We start from the raw sequence: 18,495 nt of genomic DNA on the forward strand, positions 1-18,495 counted from the left end.
CCATGTCGGCTGGCGATGCGGCATCGATGCGTTAAGTCCCGGGCGGGAGGTGGCGATGCAGGGCAGTAACGGCTTCTGGCGCATGCGTCGGCGCTGCGAAACGCTGGCGCTGGACGATTTCGTGTTCGCCGCGGATGAGCCACGTGCGCCGGACGAGAATGAGATTACCATCCATACGCGATACATCGCCCTCGACCCCTATCTCGCGCGGGCGATGCGCAGCTGGGCGGGCGAAGTTCCGGATTGGGCGGACGGTACCATCCATGGCCGGATCATAGGCGAAGTCATTTCATCGCGAGCGCCGGGCTATGCCGTGGGCGATACCGTGCTGGCCATCGGACGTTGGCAAGCGGTGCAAAGCCTTGCCGCCGCTCGTGCCGAAGTAATTTCCGCGGCGATCCACCCGCCCCGGCTGGCGCTGGGGGTGCTGGGCCGCTCGGGCATGACCGCATGGGTCGGGCTTCACCTCGCTCAGCCTGCAGCGGGCGAAACCCTTCTCGTCTCGGCCGCCAGCGGCCCGGTGGGAAGCGTGGTCGGCCAGCTTGGAAAGGCGCGCGGACTGCGCATCGTCGGCACCGCCGGGGGCGCCGACAAATGCGCCTATGTCGTCGAAACGCTGGGGTTCGATGCCTGCCTCGACCATCGCGATCCCGATCTGGCGGGCCGGATCGCCGCGGCGGCGCCTGAGGGCATCGATATCCTGTTCGAAAATGTCGGCGGTCCCAGTCTCGATGCGGCCTTGCCCGCCATGGTGCAGGGCGGCCGGATCATGCTGTGCGGACTGGCGGCGCACTATAATGACGAGGCGCCATTGGCGCTCAGGCATTTCAAGACATTGCTCTATCGCGCGCTCACATTGCGCGGGTTCATCACCGCCGAGCACCCAGAGCTGTTCGAACCTGCTCGCGCCGAACTGGCGGACGGCATTGCAAGCGGCACGATCGTGCATCGCGAAACGATCATCGATCATCTGGAACAGGCCCCCGCCGCCTATCTCAACATGCTGCAGGGTGCGGGGATCGGTAAGCGGCTGATCCGCCTTTAATCGTCCGCGGCGTCGAGATGCGACCGGACATGACCGCTGATCTCGAAGAGAATACGCAGCAGCGCATCGATCTGGTCGGGCGGATATTCGGCGAACTTGCCCTGCAGGATCGCGACATAGCGGGCATGCGCTTTCGCCAGCAATGCCTGTCCCGTTTCGGTCAGGCTATAGTCGAGCCGCCGGCCGTCCGCTGCGCCCCGTTGCCGGACGACCAGTCCTTGCTCGACCAGCCGGTTGAGGTCTCCCGAGATGACGCTGGGCGGCAGGATCATCGCGCGGGCGATGGCGCCGGGATTGCCCTGACCTTCCGAAATCCAGCTCATGATCCAGATCCCGCGAGGCCCGAGGCCATGGTCCTGGGCGAAGCGGGCATGGATCGCGCCCAACGAGGTCGACAGATTGCCGATCGACGCCAGCAATCGCCCGATCGGACCCGATGGAAGACGGGCCTGCAAATGCGCGACAGTCTTGGGCAGGTCCTCGCTCATCCGGTCACGCTGCCCGATCCCTCCGGCCGCCGCCATCGCATATGTGGTGGATCGGCACGCAGAGATGAAACCGCGCATCGCGCATGATACTTCGATTTTCGAATTAAATCGAGACGACGATGCTCAAACTCAACATGAAGCCCACCGGCTGGTTTCAGATCGGATGGTCGGCTGAAATCGCACCAGGTCAAGCCGTGCCCCTGCGCTATTTCGCGCAAGACCTCGTCGCCTTTCGCAACGGTGCCGGCCGCCTGAGCGTGCTGGACGCGCATTGCAAGCATCTGGGCGCTCATCTCGGCCATGGCGGCAAGGTTCGCGGGGATTGCATCCTATGTCCCTATCATGGCTGGGCGTGGCGCGAAGACGGCAGCAATGCCGACATCCCCCATCAGGACAAGCCGACGGGCGCGAAGCTGCGCAGATGGACCACGATCGAACGCCATGGGCTGATTTTCCTTTGGCACGATCCGAGCGGCGAGGGGCCGCGCGACGGGTGGGAGTTGCCCGACCTGTTCGCCGATTTTCCGGAAAGCCTCGCGGACGAGGCTGACTATTATCCCTGCTATCCGCAAGCGGTGGTCGACCGGCCGGGCGAGCATATCCATCCACAACTGATGATGGAGAACACGGCAGACTCGGTGCACTTCGTGTTCACCCATGGCGCGCCGGAATATCCGCAGCTTACCGACTGCCGGATCGAGGGCAATCGTCTGCACAGCACCATGGCGTTCAAGTCGCCGAAGACCGGAAAGTTCGCCCTGTTCAACCGGGGCATCAAGCCGAATGTCGGCCTCTCATTCACCTTTTTCGACGGCGACAATGTCCATTATCGCCTGATCCTCACCGCGACGCCGATCGACGACGAAACGGCCCATTTCCGGGTCAGCTACTTCCTGCCCCGCGATCCGGCATCGCCCGATATGATGCCGCTCAGGTTGCGCGACTTCGCCGCTCATGCCGCGGAGTTGTTCGAAGAGGATGCCCGCATCTGGCGGCATCAGATCTTCGTCCAGCGCCCCGTCTACGCCCAGCAGGATATCAGGGGCTACACGATGCTGCGCAGCTGGAGCGAACGCTTCTACGAAGGCGAGTCTGGCACTTCACCGACCCCCTTTGTCGAGACCCTTTGACAATCGCTACACCGAAGGACGATCGATGCTGAAACTGAGCATGAAACCGACAGGCTGGTTCCAGATCGGCTGGAGCGCGCAGATCGCTCCGGGCGGCGTGGTCCCGATGCGCTATTTCGGCGCGGACATGGTGGCGTTTCGCGACGAAGCTGGCGACCTTGCTGTGATGGATGCGCACTGCAAGCATCTCGGTGCGCATCTCGGCTATGGCGGCAAGGTGAAAAATGGCTGCGTCGTCTGCCCCTATCATGGCTGGATGTGGGACAAAGACGGCCGGAACGCCCAGATCCCTTATCAGGACAAGCCGACCGGCGCGAGGTTACGCACCCGCCACATCATCGAGCGGCACGGGTTGATCTTCATGTGGCACGATCCAGCCGGCGGGCCACCGCGCGAAGGCTGGGAGCTACCCGACCTGTTCGCCGATTTCGATCTCCCCGGAAGCGAGGCAGACTGCTATCCCTGCTATCCGCAAGCGATCGTCGACAAGCCTTCCGAACCGATCCACCCGCAACTCATCCAGGAGAATGCGGCCGATTCGATGCACTTCCGCTTCACGCATGGCGCGCCGGAAGACCCTGAGCTCCTGTGGTTCGAGACGCCCGGCACGCGGTGGCGCTCGCGCATGGGATTCAAATCGGCAAAGACCAAGCAGGTGGCAATGACACTGCATACGCTCAACATGGGGCCGGGGTTGTCCTTCGCTGCATTCGATGGACGCAATCCCTATCGCCTGATCCTGACAGCGACGCCGGTAGACGATGCCGTGTCGGACCTTCGGGTCAGCTATTTCCTGCCCCGCGACCCTGCGTCCCCCGACGTGATGCCCCAGGCGAAACGTGATTTCGCGCACCATACGATCGAGTTGTTCGAGGAGGATGCGCGCATCTGGCGGCATCAGGTCTTCGTTCAGCGCCCGGTGTTCGCGAAACAGGACATTGCCGGCTATATGGCGCTGCGCAAATGGGGCGAACAATTCTATGAAGCGCCCGAGGGCACGACACCGACCCGCGCGGTGGTCGAGCTATAGCCCGGCCACCGCCTCGCCTCGTCAGAACAGCGACTTGTGCTTGCCGCCGTCCACGCCGATCCAGTTGCCGCTGATATAGCCGGCGAGGTCGGAGCATAGATAGGCGATGGTCGATGCGATCTCTTCCGGCCGGCCGACACGACCCGCCGGAATCAGATCATGCAGGAATTCGCCGACCTTGTCGGGCGTCACGCCCATCTTCTTCTCGAGATAGTCGTACATATTGGCGGTGCCGATCCAGCCCGGCCCGACAGTGTTGCAGGTAATGCCGTACTTTGCCACTTCGTCCGACAGCGTCTTGACGAAACCGACGGCAGCGGGCCGCGTCGTGTTCGCGAGCATATGGTGGATGTTGCCGACGGGTTCCTTCGCGGTACCCGATCCGACCGCGACGAACCGGCCCCAGCCCTTGGTCTTCATCGCCGGAATGACCTCGCGCGCCAGATAGACCACCGACATTGCATAGACGATGAAGAAGCGTTCGAAATCCTCATCCTTCACATCGTCGAAGTCGCCGGCGATATTCTCCATGACGCAGCTGATCGCGATGTCGGGATCGCCGAATTGCGCACGCACCGCAGCTACGGCGTCGCGTACGCCGCTGCGTGTCGTCAGGTCAGCGGAATAACCCATCGCGGTACCGCCCCGGCTGCGGATCTGAGCGACCGTATCGTCGATCGGCCCTTGCGTGCGGGCGACGATCGCCACCTTCGCTCCTTCGTCGGCCAGCATCAGCGCGGCCTCGCGCACCATGCCCTTGCTCCCCCCGACACGAACGCAACCTTGTCCCGGATACCGAAATCCATCGCCTCTCTCCCTTGAACCAGTGGCCCAAAGGATCGCCAGTCGCGGATATTTCGCAACGCGTTGAAGCTAACGATCACAGCCGCGATCCGCTGGACAGTTGGTCGGTGCTATCGAGGGTCCAAGGAGAGCGCGATGGCAGACAGGATGTTGGAGGGCCGCCGGATCATCGTGACGGGCGGAGCGAGCGGTATGGGCGAAGGGCTGGTCCGCGCCCTGCCTGCGATGGGCGCGCGCGTCGTGTCGCTCGACCTCAACGCCGATGCCGGGGCACGGGTCGCCGGAGAAGCGGGCGCGAGATTCCTTGCGGTCGACGTGACGGACAAGGCCTCGGTCGATGCTGCGACGAACCAAGCCGTCGCTGCGCTGGATGGGCTGGACGTGCTGATCCATGCCGCGGGAATAGCGCCCGGCGCGCCTGCCGAATCGATCCCGCCGGCGCAATGGCTTGAAGCCATCGCCGTCAACGCGACCGGCACTTTCCTGATCAATCAGGCGGTGTTCCCGCACCTCAAGGATCGGGGCGGCGCGATCATCAACTTCGCATCGGCGGCTGGGATCAAGGGCTATCCGGGCAAGGCAGCCTATGCCGCCGCCAAGGGGGCCGTCGTCGCCTGGGTGCGCTCAATCGCCAGCGAATGGGGCCGCTACAATATCCGCGTCAACGCCATCGCGCCCACCATCTGGACACCGATGTACGACAAGACCCGAAGCAGCATGAGCACCGACCAGCTTGCTGCCCATGATGCCGCCCTCAAGATCGCGATCCCGATCGGCGGCAAGCTCGGCGATATCGGGCGCGACCTGGTGCCGGTGGTCGCGTTCCTGGCTTCAGACGGCGCGCATTTCATGACCGGACAGATCATTCCCGTCGATGGCGGGGCCTTGATGATGCGATAACAGACGGGAGAGCGAAGATGCTGGGCGCACCGCGGATCAAACATATCGACGAGGTTTACGAGCAGGAGGTGGTTCGCATCGAGTTTGCGGACGGGCGAACGGCTTCGATCTATGAACGCTTCCTCGAATCGATGCCGCGTTACTTCGCATTCTACAATCGATGGGAGCCGGGGATGATCTCGCTCACCCATGGGCACCAGGGCGATCACACCGTGTTCGTGCTCGAGGGCGAAGTGACGGTCGGCGACCGGCGATGCCACAAGGGCACGCACATCTTCCTGATGCATGGCGACCGTTTCGGCCCCTGGGTCGCCGGGCCGGACGGCTGCGAATTGCTCGGTGTGATCGCCGGTAGTGGTGAGGCATTCTGGTCGGAACAGGACATGGCCGACTATCTGGCGCTGCTGGAGAAAAATGGCGCGAAGCAGGGCATCGTGCCGGCGCTCAAGAACCGCGAACCGTGGAAAGCGAAGGGAAACCCGCTGCCTGGCCCGGTCAGCTAAGCGCGCTCTGCGGCCCCGCCGGCCCGGTGAAAGCCGGATTGGGGTAGGAGCGACCGTCCGCCTCGATCCGTCCCCGGAAGAAAGGCACGAAGGTCCGGTGCGCGAACCGCCAGCCATCGGCTGTGCGCACCAACCGGTCCTGATAGCTGCCGAAGCAGCAGGATAGACGGTCTTCACCCTTGCGCTGAAGCAGCTCGGTGACGGTCCAGCTTGCGGTTGCGCTATCGCCGTCGACCGAGATGATTCCTGCGCCGCAATTCTGATTGAGAAAGGCGAGCGGCTCCAGCGTCAGGATCAGTGCCTCCGCGATCGCGGCGCGCCCGACAATGCCGGGCTTGGAGAAGGCGGTGAGAACGCCGTCTTCGGCATAGGTTGCTGCCGCCGCGGCCCCGTCGAGCCGCATCACCGCATGACTGTACGCCGCGGCCAGCCGCTGGATCTCGATCTCGTCGATCAGCCGGCGTTCAAGCAGCATCACGACAATATTGCCCGCCCCCGATCGAGCACGACCTTGTCGCCGACGCGCGCCCGAAACGCGACCGCGCCATCCTCATCCCACAGATCGACCGCGATCGTCTCGCCCGGCAGCACCGGCTTGGAGAAGCGCGCTTCGAACGAGGTGATCGCCCGTTCGGGGAATGTCTTCGCGACCGCGACCGCAGCGACGCCATAGGTGGCCAGCCCGTGCAGGATCGGGCGTGGGAAGCCCGCCTTGGCGGCGAAAGCCGGCTCGGCGTGGAGGGGATTGCGATCGTTGTTGAGGCGATAGATCAACGCCATGTTCGGATCGGTCGGCATCTCGACCGAGCGGTCGGCGGCGCGATCGGGCACCGGTTCAAAGACATGCGACTCGCCCTGAGGTCCGCCAAAGCCGCCATCAGCGCGGCAGAAGACGCTCGATTCGCTGCGCGCGATCAACGCTCCGGTCGCCTTGTCGATGGTCTCGCGCACCAGATCCATGACCGCGCCCTTGTCACCCTTGTCCCAGATGCCGGTCACGCGGTTGGTGGTGATCACCGTCGCGCCAACCGGCAGGTCGCGAAGCGTCGTCAGCCGCTGCGCGCCATGGACGACCATCGTTCGGGTAATCCCGGTTTCGGGATCGGTCATCCAGTTGCCGGGGTGGCCGATGACGATGGGCATGGTCGGAAAGACCTTCAGGTCCTTCTCGAACACATAGCGCAAGTCCCATGGATCCATCGGATCGCGGCCGAGGCCGATCGACAGCGCATAGAACATGACATCGCGGTCGGTGACCACCGATTCGACCGGCGCGAATTCGCGCGAAAGGATATAGTCGGCGTTGAGCGGCATCAGAGTGTCTCCGTTGTGCCGAAGATCGTGACCGACTGGCTGGAAAGCGTGCCGCCATTGCCGTGCGCCAGCGCGAGCTTCGCGTCCGCCACTTGCCGGGTGCCCGCCTGACCGCGCAATTGGGTCACCGCCTCGACCATTGTGAACAGACCGTACATGCCGGGATGGACACAGCTCAGGCCGCCGCCATTGGTGTTGACCGGCAGCCGGCCTCCCGGCGCGATCCCGCCATCGGCGACGAACCGTCCGCCCTCCCCCTTCGGACAAAATCCCAGATCTTCGAGGAACAGGATCGTGTTGATCGTGAAGGCATCATAGAGTTCGACGATGTCAATGTCCGAAGGCTTCACGCCGGCCTGTTCATAGGCCCGCGCGCCGGCTTCCGATGCTGCAGTCACGGTCAGGTCGGTTGCTTCGGAGATGTTCTTGAACCAGGTCGCCGACGCCGCGCCCAGCAGATAGACGGGGGGCTGGGGCAAGTCTCTTGCCCGGTCGGCGCGTGTCATCACGATCGCCGCGGCGCCGTCGGTAACGAGGCAGCAATCGCGCACCGTCAGCGGATCGGATACCATCCGCGCGGCCAGCACGTCTTCGATCGTCAGCGAATCGCGCGCGAATGCATCCGGGTTCAGTTGCGCCCATTTGCGTGCGGCTACCGCAACCTCGGCCAGATGCTCGCGCGTCGTGCCATATTCATGCATGTGCCGCGCGGCGGCGAGCGCGTAGCTGCTCGGCGGATTGCGCGGCTTGTAGGTCTGCTCGTAGGGAAAGGGGGCCGCGCCACTCGACACCAAGCCGCCCGATGCCGACCGCTGGTTGCTGCCATAGGCAATCAGGACCGCGTCGCACAGGCCCGCCTCGAGCGCGAGCGCTGCCCACATCGCATGGATCTGGAACGCCGATCCGCCGGTGCGCGTCGATTCCACTATTTTGGGCCGGATGCCCAGATATTCAGGAACGGACATCGCGCAGAACGGGTCCTGCGGCAGCATCGCAAAGACGCCATCAATGTCCGAAGGCTTCAGACCCGCATCGGCGATGGCGCCGAGCGATGCCTTGGCCAGCAGTTCGGCCGCCGTATAGCCCGGTGCCGATCCCATACCGAAGGTGGCGCTGCCCACCACCGCTGTCCTGCCGCGTGGAAAGCTCATGCGCCTGCCTCCGTGAACAGGATTGCGGGCTTGCCGTCGATCTCACCGACCTTCGCCTTCACCTTCAGCCCGATTTGCACGGCTGCCGGGTCGATATCGACGACGCGGCCCATCATCCGTACCCCCTCGGCCAGGTCGATCAGCGCGACATTATAGTCTTCGGCAGGCGGTTTGCTGCGAACCACCGTGGTCGAATAGACGGTTCCGTCCCCCGACGCTTCCACCCATTCGAGGTCTGTCTCGCCCGTTCCCGGCACAGCGACGCGCGGAAAGAAGACATAGGTCCCGCTCTCCTTCGCGCGCTGGAGCATGAAGCGCCCTTGGGCGAGAAACGCGAGATATTGTTCTTCGGGCTGCATCAATGGCCTCCGCCGACGGGCTGGCCGGCGACGGCGAGCGCGTCGACCGCGACAACGCCTTCACCCGCCGGGTAGACAAATACGGGATTGAGATCGAGCTGGTCGATATTGTCTTCGGCGCGCGCGAGGTCGGCGACGCGGGAGATGAGCGCCGCCAGGGCGTCGAGATCTCCCGCCGCCTCCCCGCGAACACCTTCCAGGATCGGGGCGGTCTTCAAACGCCCGATCAGCGTCTTTGCCGCCTCGGTCGAAATGGGCGGCGGCGCGAACACCACGTCCTTCAGGACCTCGAGATAGATGCCGCCGGATCCCAACATCACCAGCGGTCCGAAATCGGGATCGCGTGTGATGCCGATCACGATTTCATGCCCCTTGGGCATCATCTTCTGGACCAGAACCCCCTCGATTCGGGCATCGGGCGCATAGGCTATCGCCGATGCCATGATCCGGTCGAACGCCGCCTCGACATCGCTTTCGCCGATGTTGAGCGCGACACCTCCGGCCTCGGTCTTATGGGCGATATCGGGCGACTGGATTTTCAGCACGACCGGGAAGCCCATCGCGCGCGCCTGTGCGAGCGCCGCCGCGCGATCGGAAACCAGCGCGTTGGCAGGCACCGGGATGCTATAGGCCGACAGCAGCGAGCGGGTCTGCAGCTCGTTCAATATGCCCGGCGCGATATCGTTGCAGACCGCTGCTGCAGCCGGCGCCAGAACAGGTGCGCGCGCCTTCCAGTCAGCCAGAAAGGCCGCATGTTTGTTGAGCGCCGAAAGGGCGGATGCGCAACCACGGAAGCTTGCAAAGCCCTGACCTCCCAGTTCCGCCAGTGCCGCCATATTCTCCGGGTGCGGCAGAATATGCGAATGGAACAGGATCGGCTTGGTCGCGCCCGAATAGAGCGGCCCGAGCAGGTCGGCGAGCGCCTTGACCCGACCTGGCTTGTGCAGGCCCATATTGACGACGATCGCGTCGATCTCATCGCTATGCTGCAGGCGTTCGAGCACCTTGACCAGCGGCCGCCCGCCCGCCTCGACGGCCTGCGCGGTGACGTCGACCGGATTGGCGGGTGACCCGAATTCGGGAATGAATTCCTGGAGGCTCGCCTGCAGCTGCGAGGACAGAACGGGGACGTCGATGCTCGCGGCGCCGAGCAGATCCGCCGCCCAGGCACCTGCGCCGCCTGAAGTCGAGACCACCGCCGCACGGGCCACACGGCCCTGCGGGAATCGTGCCAGCGCTGCTGCAGCCGCCAGCATCTCTTCCATATCGAACACCCGGATCACGCCGTAGCGGTCGAACACCGCGTCATAGGCGGTGTCCGCGCCGGTCAGATGGGCGGTGTGGCTGACAGCGGCGCGCTGCCCCGCTTCCGAGCGGCCGACTTTCATGACGACGATGGGCACGCCCTTGTCGGCTGCCTTTGCGGCTACCGACGCGAAGCGCGCGGGGTTTTTCAGCCCCTCGATGAACATGACGATGACACCGCTCTCGCCCTGGTCGAGCAGGTGATCGACGAAATCGAGGGATTCGAGGTCGCCTTCATTGCCCGTCGTGATGACGGACTGGAAGTCGAGATTCTCCGACAGCCCCCGGCCGAACAGACAAAAGCCCAGGCCACCCGATTGCGACACGATTGAAACCTTGCGCCCCGGGCGCGGGGCGGCCCTGTTCTGCGACAGCGCCTCCTCGACCACTGCGGCGAAGGTGGAGGCAATGCCGGCAAGATCGAAATACCCCTCGGTATTTGGTCCCATATAGCGCAGCCCGCTATCGCCGATCGCGTCGGTCAGATCCGCCATATCGACGCCCGAGGACAGAATCACCGCGGCCTTCGCGCCTGCCGCCACCGCCTCGCGCACCACGCCTGGCACCGTTGCGCCAGGAGTCGCGACCAGCACCAGTTCCGCGCCGCCGGGGATCTCGCTCAGGCTGGTATAGGCAGCCTGTCCCTGGATCGTACCGCCCCTGGGATGAACCGCATGCACCACGCCCGGATAGGCGCTGTCCTTTGCCAGCTTGAGCAGCTTGCCGCGAAGCTTGGACGGATCGTCGGCTGCACCGACCACGGCGATGCTGGCGGGCGTGAAGAAGCTCGAAAGCACGTCGATCGAAAGCCCTTTATGATTGTCCGTTCGCTCTTCGTCGATGCGAGGCACAAGGCAAGTGCGCGGAGCAATCAATCACATACGGGGTGAAGGCCGAACATCCGGTCCAGAAAAGCGAGCGCGGCATCGGCAAAGACATCGTTGCGATCACCGACGATCATGTGCCCCGCGCCTGCGATCGACTCGACTTCAAGCTGGGGAACGATCGCACGGAACGCGGCGAGCCCCTCGTCGCTCACGACCTGGCTCCGCTCACCACGGGTCAGCAGGACCGGCATGGTCAGCCGCGCGGACATTTCTTCGAGAAAGCCGGTCGCGGCGGCAAGTCCGATTCCCTGTTCGCGGTCCATCCAGGCCGGATCCCAGTGCCAGTGCCAGCGCCCAGCCCCGTCGATGCGCATGTTTCTCTGCATGCGTTCGCCCGCGTCCGGCCTGGGCTCCTGCCCGCGGATGCGCGCCAGTTCCGCCGCGGCTTCGTCGGGCGAGCTGAACCCTTCGGGCGGCGCACGCAGCACTTGCGTAACTTCTGCTACTCCAGCCGGATTGGTCCGCGGGACGGTATCGACGATCACCAGCGCGCGAACCCTCTCCGCTCCGGCCTGTGCTCCAGCCACGAGCGAGATCTTGCCGCCGAGCGAGGCGCCGACGAGTACACATGGCCGGCCAAGTCCGTCGATCACCGCCAGCAAGTCGCCGACCGTGCGGGCATAGCCATAATGGCCATCGGGTGACCAATCGCTTTCGCCATGCCCGCGCAGGTCGAGCGTGATCGCGCGCCAGCCTCGCTCGCTCAGCCGTTCCGCCGCGCGCGACCAGCCATGGCGCGTCTGGCCCAATCCGCCCAGCATCAGCACAGGCGGCCCATCGACCGGGCCGAACATGCTCGCCGCCAGCCTTATGCCACCCAGCCCCCTGAGCCAGCTGGTCATGCGGCTTTCACGGCTTCGGCGGCGAACAGCGCGGCGCGTGCATCGGCATCAAAGCCGAGCTCCTCCAGAAGCTGCGCGCTATGCTCGCCGAGCAACGGCGGCGGCCGGCGAAGCGGCGTCGCGAGATCGCCGAAACTCCACGCAACGCCGACCTGATCATAGCCGCCATAGGCTGGATGGTCGAACGAGGCGACGAGACGCGCTGCGCGATTGTCAGGATCGGCGAGAAAGGCAGCGCCGTTGTCCAGCGCGACGGCGGCAGCCGGATATCCCCGAGCGGTCAGCGCCGACACCGCCGCTGCTTTGGTCATCGCCGCAATTGCCGTTTCGCTCAGCTCGCCGGGCAGGGCATCGCGGCCGGGAGCATCGACGGCAACCCAGCCATCCACGCATTCGAACAGCCGCTGCGCCGGCCCGATCCCGATCTGGTCACGATCAAGTCGGGTCAAGGGGGCGAGCGTGCCGTCGGGGAGGACAAAGGTCTCCATCGTCGCGAGACTGCCGCCGAGCAATGACGCCGCGACGAACTCGCCCTCCCCCGTCGCGTCGCGCCTGAGCAATGCGAGCAATGTCGCCACGACCGATGCGAGCGCGCACAGGTGATCCATCATCCCGAAACGGCACCAGGTCGGACGATTGCCCTCGCCCGCATTCGCCGCTTCCCATCCGGAGGCAGCCTGAAACAACTGGTCGTAGCCGGGCCAGTCCTTGCGCGGCCCCTGCGGTCCATAGGAATTGACGTGACAATAGACGGCACGCGGGTTGGTGGCGCGAACCGCATCCCATCCAAAGCCCAGCTTTTCCGCGGCAGGCATCCGCTGATTATGGTGGACCACATCGGCCCATCCGATCAGCTTCTCGAGCACCTTGCCCGCATCGGGATGCTTGAGCGCGACTGCGATGTCCCGCTTGTTGCGCTGGCATCCATTGAACGCCCAGTCGGCATGGCGCAGCGGATCGCCCGTCGTCGATTCGACCTTCACGACGTCCGCGCCCATATCGGCGAGCAGTTGCGGAGCCAGCGGCCCTGCCAGGAAGTTGCCGAAATCGGCGATCTTCAGGCCCTGCAGCGGTGATGCCATCGCGCACGCTTCGACCATGGGTTCGCCTGTCGGCGTTCCGCTCGCGACCTGTATCGGCGGCCCGGGCTGGCGGGTCCGGCCAAACCGCGTATCTTCGACATCGACGACATAGGAATTCGCCGCCGCCTGCTCGTCCTCATAGAGTGCGCCCATGTTCTGCACCGGTTGGGCCGGCACATCGGACGCCCAGAGTTCCTCGAGCCACTCGCTGCGCGGGCGCGTCTTGAAGATCGCCTCGATCGCACCGCGATCCTCGATATATTTGATCACGGCGTTCGCATATCTGGCGTTGTGTGCAGCGCGCCTGTCCGGGTCCATTGCCGCCAGCGCGCGCGCGACGGACGGCGCCTTGATCGGCTGACCCATGGTATGCATCCACAGACCATCGCCACATTCGAACAGTGTCGCCCCCGCATCCTTCGGAAATCCGAATTTGAGCGCCGGCGAGGGCCTGTCGGCGCGGTGCCAGATCAGCGCGGTCGGAATCAGCGCGCCCTGCAACAGACTGGTCGCTACCGATCCGCCTTTGCCCGTGCGCCGTCGCGCATAGAGCCGCGCCAGCACGCCGATCGCCGCAAGATAGCCCGCATGCGCGCTGCCCAGCGGAAAGCGCAGCCAGACCGGGCCATCGCGTGCCACGGCCTTCTGCTCGTCCAGCAGGCCGGCTTCAGCCAAAACAAGCGCGTCGCTGACCGGGCGGTTCTCGTTCGGATGGCCGGCAGGCCAGCCGCCGACCGCGACATGGATCAGTGCCGGATGGCGCATGGAGAGTGTCGCGTTATCAAGGCCGAGCGCGCCCGCAGCGGCGGGCAGCACGTCGTGGATCACTGCATCGACTTCGCCGAGCAGCGCATCAAGCCGCGCTGTGCTGAATGGCTCACGCTGTTTGTAGCGGTTCCACAGCGCATCTTGCTCGGGACTGAGAGGCGTATCGTCGCGGTCGAGCTTGATCACCGTGGCGCCGCTCTGCGCCAATAGCAATCCTGCCGCAGACACCGCCTGTCCGGCACCAAGATCGAGCACCTTGAAACCGCGCAACACGTCAGTCATCCCGCTCTCCGCTCAGCATTTTTTCTGGATGATTCGAGAAATCGCGAATCGTGTCGGGTGCGCGCAACGCCTGTCCGGCGCGCTCGGGCGCATAGGTGAAGCAGGATCCGATCATCTGGCTCATCGCGCTTGCGGCTGCCCCGACGGGAAAATCGAAAAAGCGGGTGCCGGACACCATCACCCCCCGGCGGAGCATCAGCCCGGCTTCGATGAGATTCTCCGGCTGCGCCCGGGTCCAGGCATCGAACGCCCGCCGGTCGCCGGCCGGTACGCCGACCGCGTTTTCGCGAACATCGTCGAACTGCCAGTGCAACAGCGTCTCGCCATCGCGATCAATCTCGGCAACGATCACGCTCTCGACCGGATCGGATACGCGAATGTCGTAGGTGAACGGCGCAGGATCGAGCGCATGTCGCGCGGCGACAACGAACAGGTCGTACAGATGCGTGCAGTGATCGCGCTGATTTTCAACCAGGGCCGCATCGGCGAGCGCGACCCCGGCCATCCGTTGGGCAAGGAAGCCTCCGGCGGCGGGGCAGGTCGACCAGGGATAGCGCGGCGCCCGCGTCTCCACCGCTTCGATCCGTGCGCCATCATGGATCAGCGACACGCCAAAGCAATGCGCGTCATCCTCCATGTCGACGTCGATGCGCCCGTCTCCCGGCACGACGCGAACACGCCGCCGGTAGCCGGTGAACGCGTCGGCCACCGTCACTCCCCGCTGAAGTTCGGCTTGCGCTTTTCGCCGATGGCCTCGATCGCCTCGGCATGATCCCGGCTGATGTTGGACAGGCCTTCATAGGCCATGCCGGTATCCATCGCAGCATGTGCAAGCTGGCGCAGCGGCTGGTTGATCGTCATCTTCGTGCCGTAGATCGACATGCTCGCACCATTGGCCAGCTTGTCGACCCAGCGATCGGCGAGCGCGGTTGCCTCCTCAAGCGTCGGGACGGATTCGGCGATCAGACCAAGATCCGCAGCTTCCCTGCCCGTAATCGGTTCGCCCAGCATCAGGAACTTGCGCGCCTTGGCATAGCCCATCATCTGCGGCCAGATCAGCGACCCACCATCGCCCGCGACGAGCCCGATATTGACATGCGGGTCGGCAATCTTGGTATCGTCCGTCGCCACCACGAAATCGCAGAGCAACGGCAGCGTCGCGCCCAGACCCATCGCATGGCCGTGGATCCGGGCGATGGTCGGCTTGGGACAATCCAGCACGGTATAGACCAGCCGCCGCGAGTTCCAGATGCCCTTGAAGAACAGTCCGGGATCCTCGACCTTGCGCTTCATCTGGGCGAAATCGCCGCCCCCGCAGAACGACTTGCCCTCGCCGGACAGCACCACGCACCGCACTCGCTCGTCGAACGTCGCGTCATGGAAGGCATCCGAGATCTGCTCGTTCACCGGATCGTCGATGATGTTGCGCTTTTCGGGCCGGTTCAGCGTCAAGCGCAGGACAGCATCGTCAAGCTGGACGCTGAGCTTGTCATAGCGGGAATAGTCGAATTTCATGCCGGTGCTCCTACCGCTGCAAAGCGGCGCAGATGGAAAGCGGGATCGCCGAACATCTGGTTCAGCGTGTTGAGGCGGATATAGTGATGGCCGATATCCAGCTCCTCGGACACGCCCATGCCACCGTGAAGCTGCACTGCCTGATAGCCGACGAACTTGCCCGACTTGCCGATCTGGACCTTGGCGGCGGAGACGATGCGTGCCCGCTCCACCGGAGTGTCGCCGAGCGACATCGACGCGACATAGGCCATCGAACGCGCCGTTTCGGTCTGGATATACATGTCCGCCATACGGTGTTGCAGCACCTGAAACTTGGCGAGCGGCGCGCCATATTGTTCGCGGGTGCGGGTATATTCGGCAGTGGCGGGCACGAGATGGCCCATCGACCCGATCGCCTCGCCACATGCTGCAGCGATACCATGGTCAAGCGCCAGTTCGACCAGCGCAACGCCGCCGCCGATCTCGCCCAGCACCGCATCCTCGCCGACGCTCAGTGCGTCGATCACGACTTCCGCCGCGCCGTGCGCGTCGATCATGCGGAAGCTGCGGCGCGCAACCTGGTCTGCATCGACGAGGAACAAGGTAATGCCGTCGCGATCCCCCAATGCGCCCGAGGTCCGCGCCGCCACGATGAACGTGTCCGCGCTGTCCCCCCCGATCACCACTGGCATCCGCCCGCTGATCGTCCAGCCGGCGCCCGCTGCAGCTGCGGTAAAGCTGTGATGCTCTGCGCTGCGCAGCACGTGCGTCGAGCCCGCCGCCAGCGCCAACCGCGCATCGCCCGCGATCACCCGTTCGATCATATCGGTGCGCCCGCCCGCAATCAGCAGCCGGCCGCACACGATCGCGGTCATCAGATAGGGCAGCGTCACCAGATGCCGCCCGAAACGCTCCATCACCACCAACGCATCGACGGGCGATGCGCCATAGCCGCCGAGCCCTTCGGGGAATGCGGCGCCGATCAGGCCGAGTTCGGCCATCTCGCGCCATAGCTGCGCCTGTCCCTCGAGGTCGCCGAGCAGCTTGTGCCGCGTAACAAGGTCGTATTTGTCGGTCAGGAACCGGTCGACCGTGTCATGCAGCATCTGCTGGTTGTCGCCGTAATGAAAATCCATCGTTCCGCCCTCAGACGTTCAGCAGCCGGCGCGCAATGATGTTGCGCTGAATCTCGGAACTGCCGCCGTAGATGGTGAGCTTGCGCCGGTCGAAATGCTGTTGCGCCATATAGGCGCTTTCGATCGGCACCACGCCCTCTGACACGGTCAGGGGATGGGTCAGGCTGACGATCTCGCCGACCTCCATCAGCAATTCGGTCAGCGCCTGCTGGACCTCGCCGCCGCGGATCTTGAGCACCGAGACTTCCGGCCCCGGTGCCTTGCCCGACAATTCATCGGCCAGCACGCGATACGCTGTGTAGCGTAGCGCCAGCAGATCGGTCTCGACCTCCGCGACGCGCTGGGCGAGAACCGGATCATCGCCCAGCGGCGCTCCGCCCGGCCCGATACGGCCAAGCGCGCCGCGCAACTGCCGCGACAACGCCATGCTCGGGCCAATGCCGGCGCCGACCAGCCGCTCGTGCCCCAGCAGGAATTTGGTGATGGTCCAGGCATCGCCTTCCTGGCCCAGCAAATTGGCGACCGGCACGCGAACATCGGTGATCTGCACCTCGTTGACCGCGTGCATGCCACCCAGTGTCAGGATCGGGCTGATCGTCACGCCCGGCTGTTCCATGTCGATCAGCAGGAACGAGATCCCTGCCTGCTTGGGTCCGTCCGCGGAGGTGCGGACCAGGCAGAAGATCTTGTTCGCCATGTGCGCCCAGCTGGTCCACAGCTTGGTACCGTTGACGATATAGTCGTCGCCGTCGCGCACCGCTCGCATCTGAAGCGCAGCGAGATCCGACCCGGCCTGCGGCTCCGAAAAGCCCTGACACCACCAGTCCTCGCCTGACAGGATCCGGGGCAGCAATTCCCGCTTCTGCGCCTCGGTGCCGAATTCGACGATCACCGGCCCCAGCAGGTCGAGCGAGGGGATATTCGCGCGCGGCGCGCCCGCCAGCGCCGATTCCTCGTCCCAGATGAAGCGTTCAAGCGGCCCCCAGCCGGTGCCGCCCCATTGCGTGGGCCAGCTCGGCGCCAGCCAGCCCTGTTTCTCCAGGATCCGCTGCCAGCGCTGATGATCGTCTTTAGTCAGCTTCCTGCCATAGAGCGTCGCCTCCGCCAGTTCGGGAGGCAGCTGGTCGCGCAGGAAGCTCCGCATCGCCTGGCGCAGCGCCTCGGCTTCAGGCGGAATCGTCAAATCCATCGTTCAGGCTCCCCGGAACATCGGCGCGCGCTTCTCCTTGAACGCCGTGCGGCCCTCGACATAGTCCTGGCTCAACGCCAGGACCGGCTGCGCGTCGCTTTCGGCATGAAGCACGTCTTCCAGCGAATTCGGTCCGCGCGCCATGACCCGCTTCATCGCGGCAATCGCAAGCGGAGCGACACCGGCAAAGCCCGCAGCAACTTCCAGGGCTGCATCCAGTGCGCTTCCTGCAGACACCACCCGGTTCGCCAGACCCAAGGCACCAGCCTCAGCTGCTTCGACGACCCGCCCCGTCAGCATCATCTCGCGCGCGCGCCCCGGCCCGACGCGCTGCGGCAGCGACCAGAGCATCCCTGCGTCCGCCATCAACCCGATCTTGCCAAAGGATGCACAGAAACGTGCGCTTTCGCCCGCCACCAGCACGTCGCAGGCCGTGGCGAGCGACATGCCCGCGCCATAGGCATACCCCTCGACCGCCGCGATCGTCGGCTTGGGCCCGCCGCTCAGCAACCGCACAATGTCCTGCAGGATTGCGATGTTGCGCTTGGTCCGCTGCGCATCCGGCGCGGCCGCGCCGTTGGTCGGCTGCAACTGGCCGCCCGAACAGAAATTGCCTCCGGCCCCCGTCAGCACCACCGCCCGAATGTCAGGATTGTTGCCCGCTTCGCGCAGATGACCAAGCAACGCTTCGCGCATTTCGAGCGAGATCGCGTTGCGCAATTGCGGCACGTTCAGCGTCAAGACGACGACGCCATCTTGTTCGCGCTGCAGAATGAATTCCGACAT

General features: G+C 64.8%; 19 protein-coding genes. 5 read left to right on the forward strand and 14 right to left on the reverse strand.

The window, feature by feature from the left end; genetic code table 11:
* Positions 1–55: 55 nt before the first annotated feature.
* The gene (locus LRS08_RS06360) at positions 56–1,045 is read left to right on the forward strand and encodes an NADP-dependent oxidoreductase (protein WP_257844460.1); all 990 of its coding nucleotides are present in this window, start codon (positions 56–58) and stop codon (positions 1,043–1,045) included.
* Here LRS08_RS06360 and LRS08_RS06365 read toward each other — a convergent pair.
* Positions 1,042–1,569: a MarR family winged helix-turn-helix transcriptional regulator gene (locus LRS08_RS06365; protein WP_257844459.1), complete on the reverse strand. Its 528-nt coding sequence runs from the start codon at positions 1,567–1,569 to the stop codon at positions 1,042–1,044. The two genes, LRS08_RS06360 and LRS08_RS06365, sit on opposite strands and share 4 nt — an antisense overlap.
* 83 nt (positions 1,570–1,652) lie before the next feature.
* On the opposite strand from LRS08_RS06365, the gene LRS08_RS06370 reads away from it, so the two are divergent.
* Entirely contained in the window at positions 1,653–2,663 is a 1,011-nt protein-coding gene (locus LRS08_RS06370; protein WP_257844458.1) for an aromatic ring-hydroxylating oxygenase subunit alpha, read from the forward strand.
* Between the two features lie 25 nt (positions 2,664–2,688).
* Complete coding sequence (locus LRS08_RS06375; RefSeq protein WP_257844457.1) at positions 2,689–3,693, forward strand: aromatic ring-hydroxylating dioxygenase subunit alpha; 1,005 nt, start codon at positions 2,689–2,691, stop codon at positions 3,691–3,693.
* A gap of 21 nt (positions 3,694–3,714) precedes the next feature.
* On the opposite strand, the gene LRS08_RS06380 is transcribed toward LRS08_RS06375, so the two are convergent.
* Positions 3,715–4,539: an SDR family oxidoreductase gene (locus tag LRS08_RS06380; protein ID WP_312026683.1), complete on the reverse strand. Its 825-nt coding sequence runs from the start codon at positions 4,537–4,539 to the stop codon at positions 3,715–3,717.
* A 93-nt stretch (positions 4,540–4,632) separates the two neighbouring features.
* Between LRS08_RS06380 and LRS08_RS06385 the strand changes: the two genes are divergently transcribed.
* Entirely contained in the window at positions 4,633–5,397 is a 765-nt protein-coding gene (locus LRS08_RS06385; protein ID WP_260481463.1) for an SDR family NAD(P)-dependent oxidoreductase, read from the forward strand.
* A 17-nt stretch (positions 5,398–5,414) separates the two neighbouring features.
* Positions 5,415–5,900: a hypothetical protein gene (locus LRS08_RS06390; RefSeq protein WP_260481464.1), complete on the forward strand. Its 486-nt coding sequence runs from the start codon at positions 5,415–5,417 to the stop codon at positions 5,898–5,900.
* Here the strand turns inward: LRS08_RS06390 and LRS08_RS06395 are convergent.
* Genes LRS08_RS06395 through LRS08_RS06450 form a run of 12 tightly spaced genes read right to left on the reverse strand, consistent with a single transcriptional unit; the run spans position 5,893 to position 18,495 of the window.
* Positions 5,893–6,375 carry a nuclear transport factor 2 family protein gene (locus tag LRS08_RS06395; protein WP_257844454.1) on the reverse strand — a complete coding sequence of 161 codons (483 nt, stop codon included), beginning with the start codon at positions 6,373–6,375 and terminating at the stop codon, positions 5,893–5,895. The genes LRS08_RS06390 and LRS08_RS06395 overlap by 8 nt on opposite strands.
* Positions 6,375–7,214 (reverse strand): MaoC/PaaZ C-terminal domain-containing protein, encoded by an 840-nt coding sequence (locus LRS08_RS06400; RefSeq protein ID WP_075150268.1) that lies wholly within the window; start codon positions 7,212–7,214, stop codon positions 6,375–6,377. The genes LRS08_RS06395 and LRS08_RS06400 overlap by 1 nt, the downstream gene beginning before the upstream one ends.
* Positions 7,214–8,365, reverse strand: coding sequence for a thiolase (locus LRS08_RS06405; protein ID WP_257844453.1), 1,152 nt, complete (start codon positions 8,363–8,365; stop codon positions 7,214–7,216). The genes LRS08_RS06400 and LRS08_RS06405 overlap by 1 nt, the downstream gene beginning before the upstream one ends.
* On the reverse strand, positions 8,362–8,724 hold the full coding sequence (locus LRS08_RS06410; protein WP_075150270.1) for a Zn-ribbon domain-containing OB-fold protein: 363 nt from the start codon (positions 8,722–8,724) through the stop codon (positions 8,362–8,364). The genes LRS08_RS06405 and LRS08_RS06410 overlap by 4 nt, the downstream gene beginning before the upstream one ends.
* Positions 8,724–10,880: an acetate--CoA ligase family protein gene (locus tag LRS08_RS06415; RefSeq protein WP_257844452.1), complete on the reverse strand. Its 2,157-nt coding sequence runs from the start codon at positions 10,878–10,880 to the stop codon at positions 8,724–8,726. The genes LRS08_RS06410 and LRS08_RS06415 overlap by 1 nt, the downstream gene beginning before the upstream one ends.
* 20 nt (positions 10,881–10,900) lie before the next feature.
* A complete protein-coding gene (locus LRS08_RS06420) occupies positions 10,901–11,758 on the reverse strand; it encodes an alpha/beta fold hydrolase (RefSeq protein ID WP_257844451.1) in 858 nt (285 codons plus the stop codon).
* Positions 11,755–13,890: a CoA transferase gene (locus tag LRS08_RS06425; RefSeq protein ID WP_260481465.1), complete on the reverse strand. Its 2,136-nt coding sequence runs from the start codon at positions 13,888–13,890 to the stop codon at positions 11,755–11,757. The genes LRS08_RS06420 and LRS08_RS06425 overlap by 4 nt, the downstream gene beginning before the upstream one ends.
* The gene (locus tag LRS08_RS06430; protein ID WP_257844449.1) at positions 13,883–14,599 is read right to left on the reverse strand and encodes a hypothetical protein; all 717 of its coding nucleotides are present in this window, start codon (positions 14,597–14,599) and stop codon (positions 13,883–13,885) included. The genes LRS08_RS06425 and LRS08_RS06430 overlap by 8 nt, the downstream gene beginning before the upstream one ends.
* Before the next feature lie 2 nt (positions 14,600–14,601).
* On the reverse strand, positions 14,602–15,405 hold the full coding sequence (locus LRS08_RS06435) for an enoyl-CoA hydratase/isomerase family protein (protein ID WP_075150274.1): 804 nt from the start codon (positions 15,403–15,405) through the stop codon (positions 14,602–14,604).
* Positions 15,402–16,520, reverse strand: coding sequence for an acyl-CoA dehydrogenase family protein (locus LRS08_RS06440; RefSeq protein WP_260481466.1), 1,119 nt, complete (start codon positions 16,518–16,520; stop codon positions 15,402–15,404). The genes LRS08_RS06435 and LRS08_RS06440 overlap by 4 nt, the downstream gene beginning before the upstream one ends.
* Positions 16,521–16,530: 10 nt before the next feature.
* A complete protein-coding gene (locus LRS08_RS06445; protein WP_257844446.1) occupies positions 16,531–17,709 on the reverse strand; it encodes an acyl-CoA dehydrogenase family protein in 1,179 nt (392 codons plus the stop codon).
* Between the two features lie 3 nt (positions 17,710–17,712).
* Complete coding sequence (locus tag LRS08_RS06450; protein WP_257844445.1) at positions 17,713–18,495, reverse strand: enoyl-CoA hydratase/isomerase family protein; 783 nt, start codon at positions 18,493–18,495, stop codon at positions 17,713–17,715.

Origin of the sequence: Sphingomonas sp. J315 (genome assembly GCF_024666595.1) — a bacterium.
In the GTDB taxonomy this organism is placed as follows: Bacteria; Pseudomonadota; Alphaproteobacteria; order Sphingomonadales; family Sphingomonadaceae; genus Sphingomonas.

Coding starts and splice junctions, on each gene's coding strand:
- LRS08_RS06360 (WP_257844460.1), top strand. CDS start 56: ATGCAGGGCAGTAACGGCTTCTGGCGCATGCGTCGGCGCTGCGAAACG.
- LRS08_RS06365 (WP_257844459.1), bottom strand. CDS start 1,569: ATGGCGGCGGCCGGAGGGATCGGGCAGCGTGACCGGATGAGCGAGGAC.
- LRS08_RS06370 (WP_257844458.1), top strand. CDS start 1,653: ATGCTCAAACTCAACATGAAGCCCACCGGCTGGTTTCAGATCGGATGG.
- LRS08_RS06375 (WP_257844457.1), top strand. CDS start 2,689: ATGCTGAAACTGAGCATGAAACCGACAGGCTGGTTCCAGATCGGCTGG.
- LRS08_RS06385 (WP_260481463.1), top strand. CDS start 4,633: ATGGCAGACAGGATGTTGGAGGGCCGCCGGATCATCGTGACGGGCGGA.
- LRS08_RS06390 (WP_260481464.1), top strand. CDS start 5,415: ATGCTGGGCGCACCGCGGATCAAACATATCGACGAGGTTTACGAGCAG.
- LRS08_RS06395 (WP_257844454.1), bottom strand. CDS start 6,375: ATGCTGCTTGAACGCCGGCTGATCGACGAGATCGAGATCCAGCGGCTG.
- LRS08_RS06400 (WP_075150268.1), bottom strand. CDS start 7,214: ATGCCGCTCAACGCCGACTATATCCTTTCGCGCGAATTCGCGCCGGTC.
- LRS08_RS06405 (WP_257844453.1), bottom strand. CDS start 8,365: ATGAGCTTTCCACGCGGCAGGACAGCGGTGGTGGGCAGCGCCACCTTC.
- LRS08_RS06410 (WP_075150270.1), bottom strand. CDS start 8,724: ATGCAGCCCGAAGAACAATATCTCGCGTTTCTCGCCCAAGGGCGCTTC.
- LRS08_RS06420 (WP_257844451.1), bottom strand. CDS start 11,758: ATGACCAGCTGGCTCAGGGGGCTGGGTGGCATAAGGCTGGCGGCGAGC.
- LRS08_RS06425 (WP_260481465.1), bottom strand. CDS start 13,890: ATGACTGACGTGTTGCGCGGTTTCAAGGTGCTCGATCTTGGTGCCGGA.
- LRS08_RS06435 (WP_075150274.1), bottom strand. CDS start 15,405: ATGAAATTCGACTATTCCCGCTATGACAAGCTCAGCGTCCAGCTTGAC.
- LRS08_RS06440 (WP_260481466.1), bottom strand. CDS start 16,520: ATGGATTTTCATTACGGCGACAACCAGCAGATGCTGCATGACACGGTC.
- LRS08_RS06445 (WP_257844446.1), bottom strand. CDS start 17,709: ATGGATTTGACGATTCCGCCTGAAGCCGAGGCGCTGCGCCAGGCGATG.
- LRS08_RS06450 (WP_257844445.1), bottom strand. CDS start 18,495: ATGTCGGAATTCATTCTGCAGCGCGAACAAGATGGCGTCGTCGTCTTG.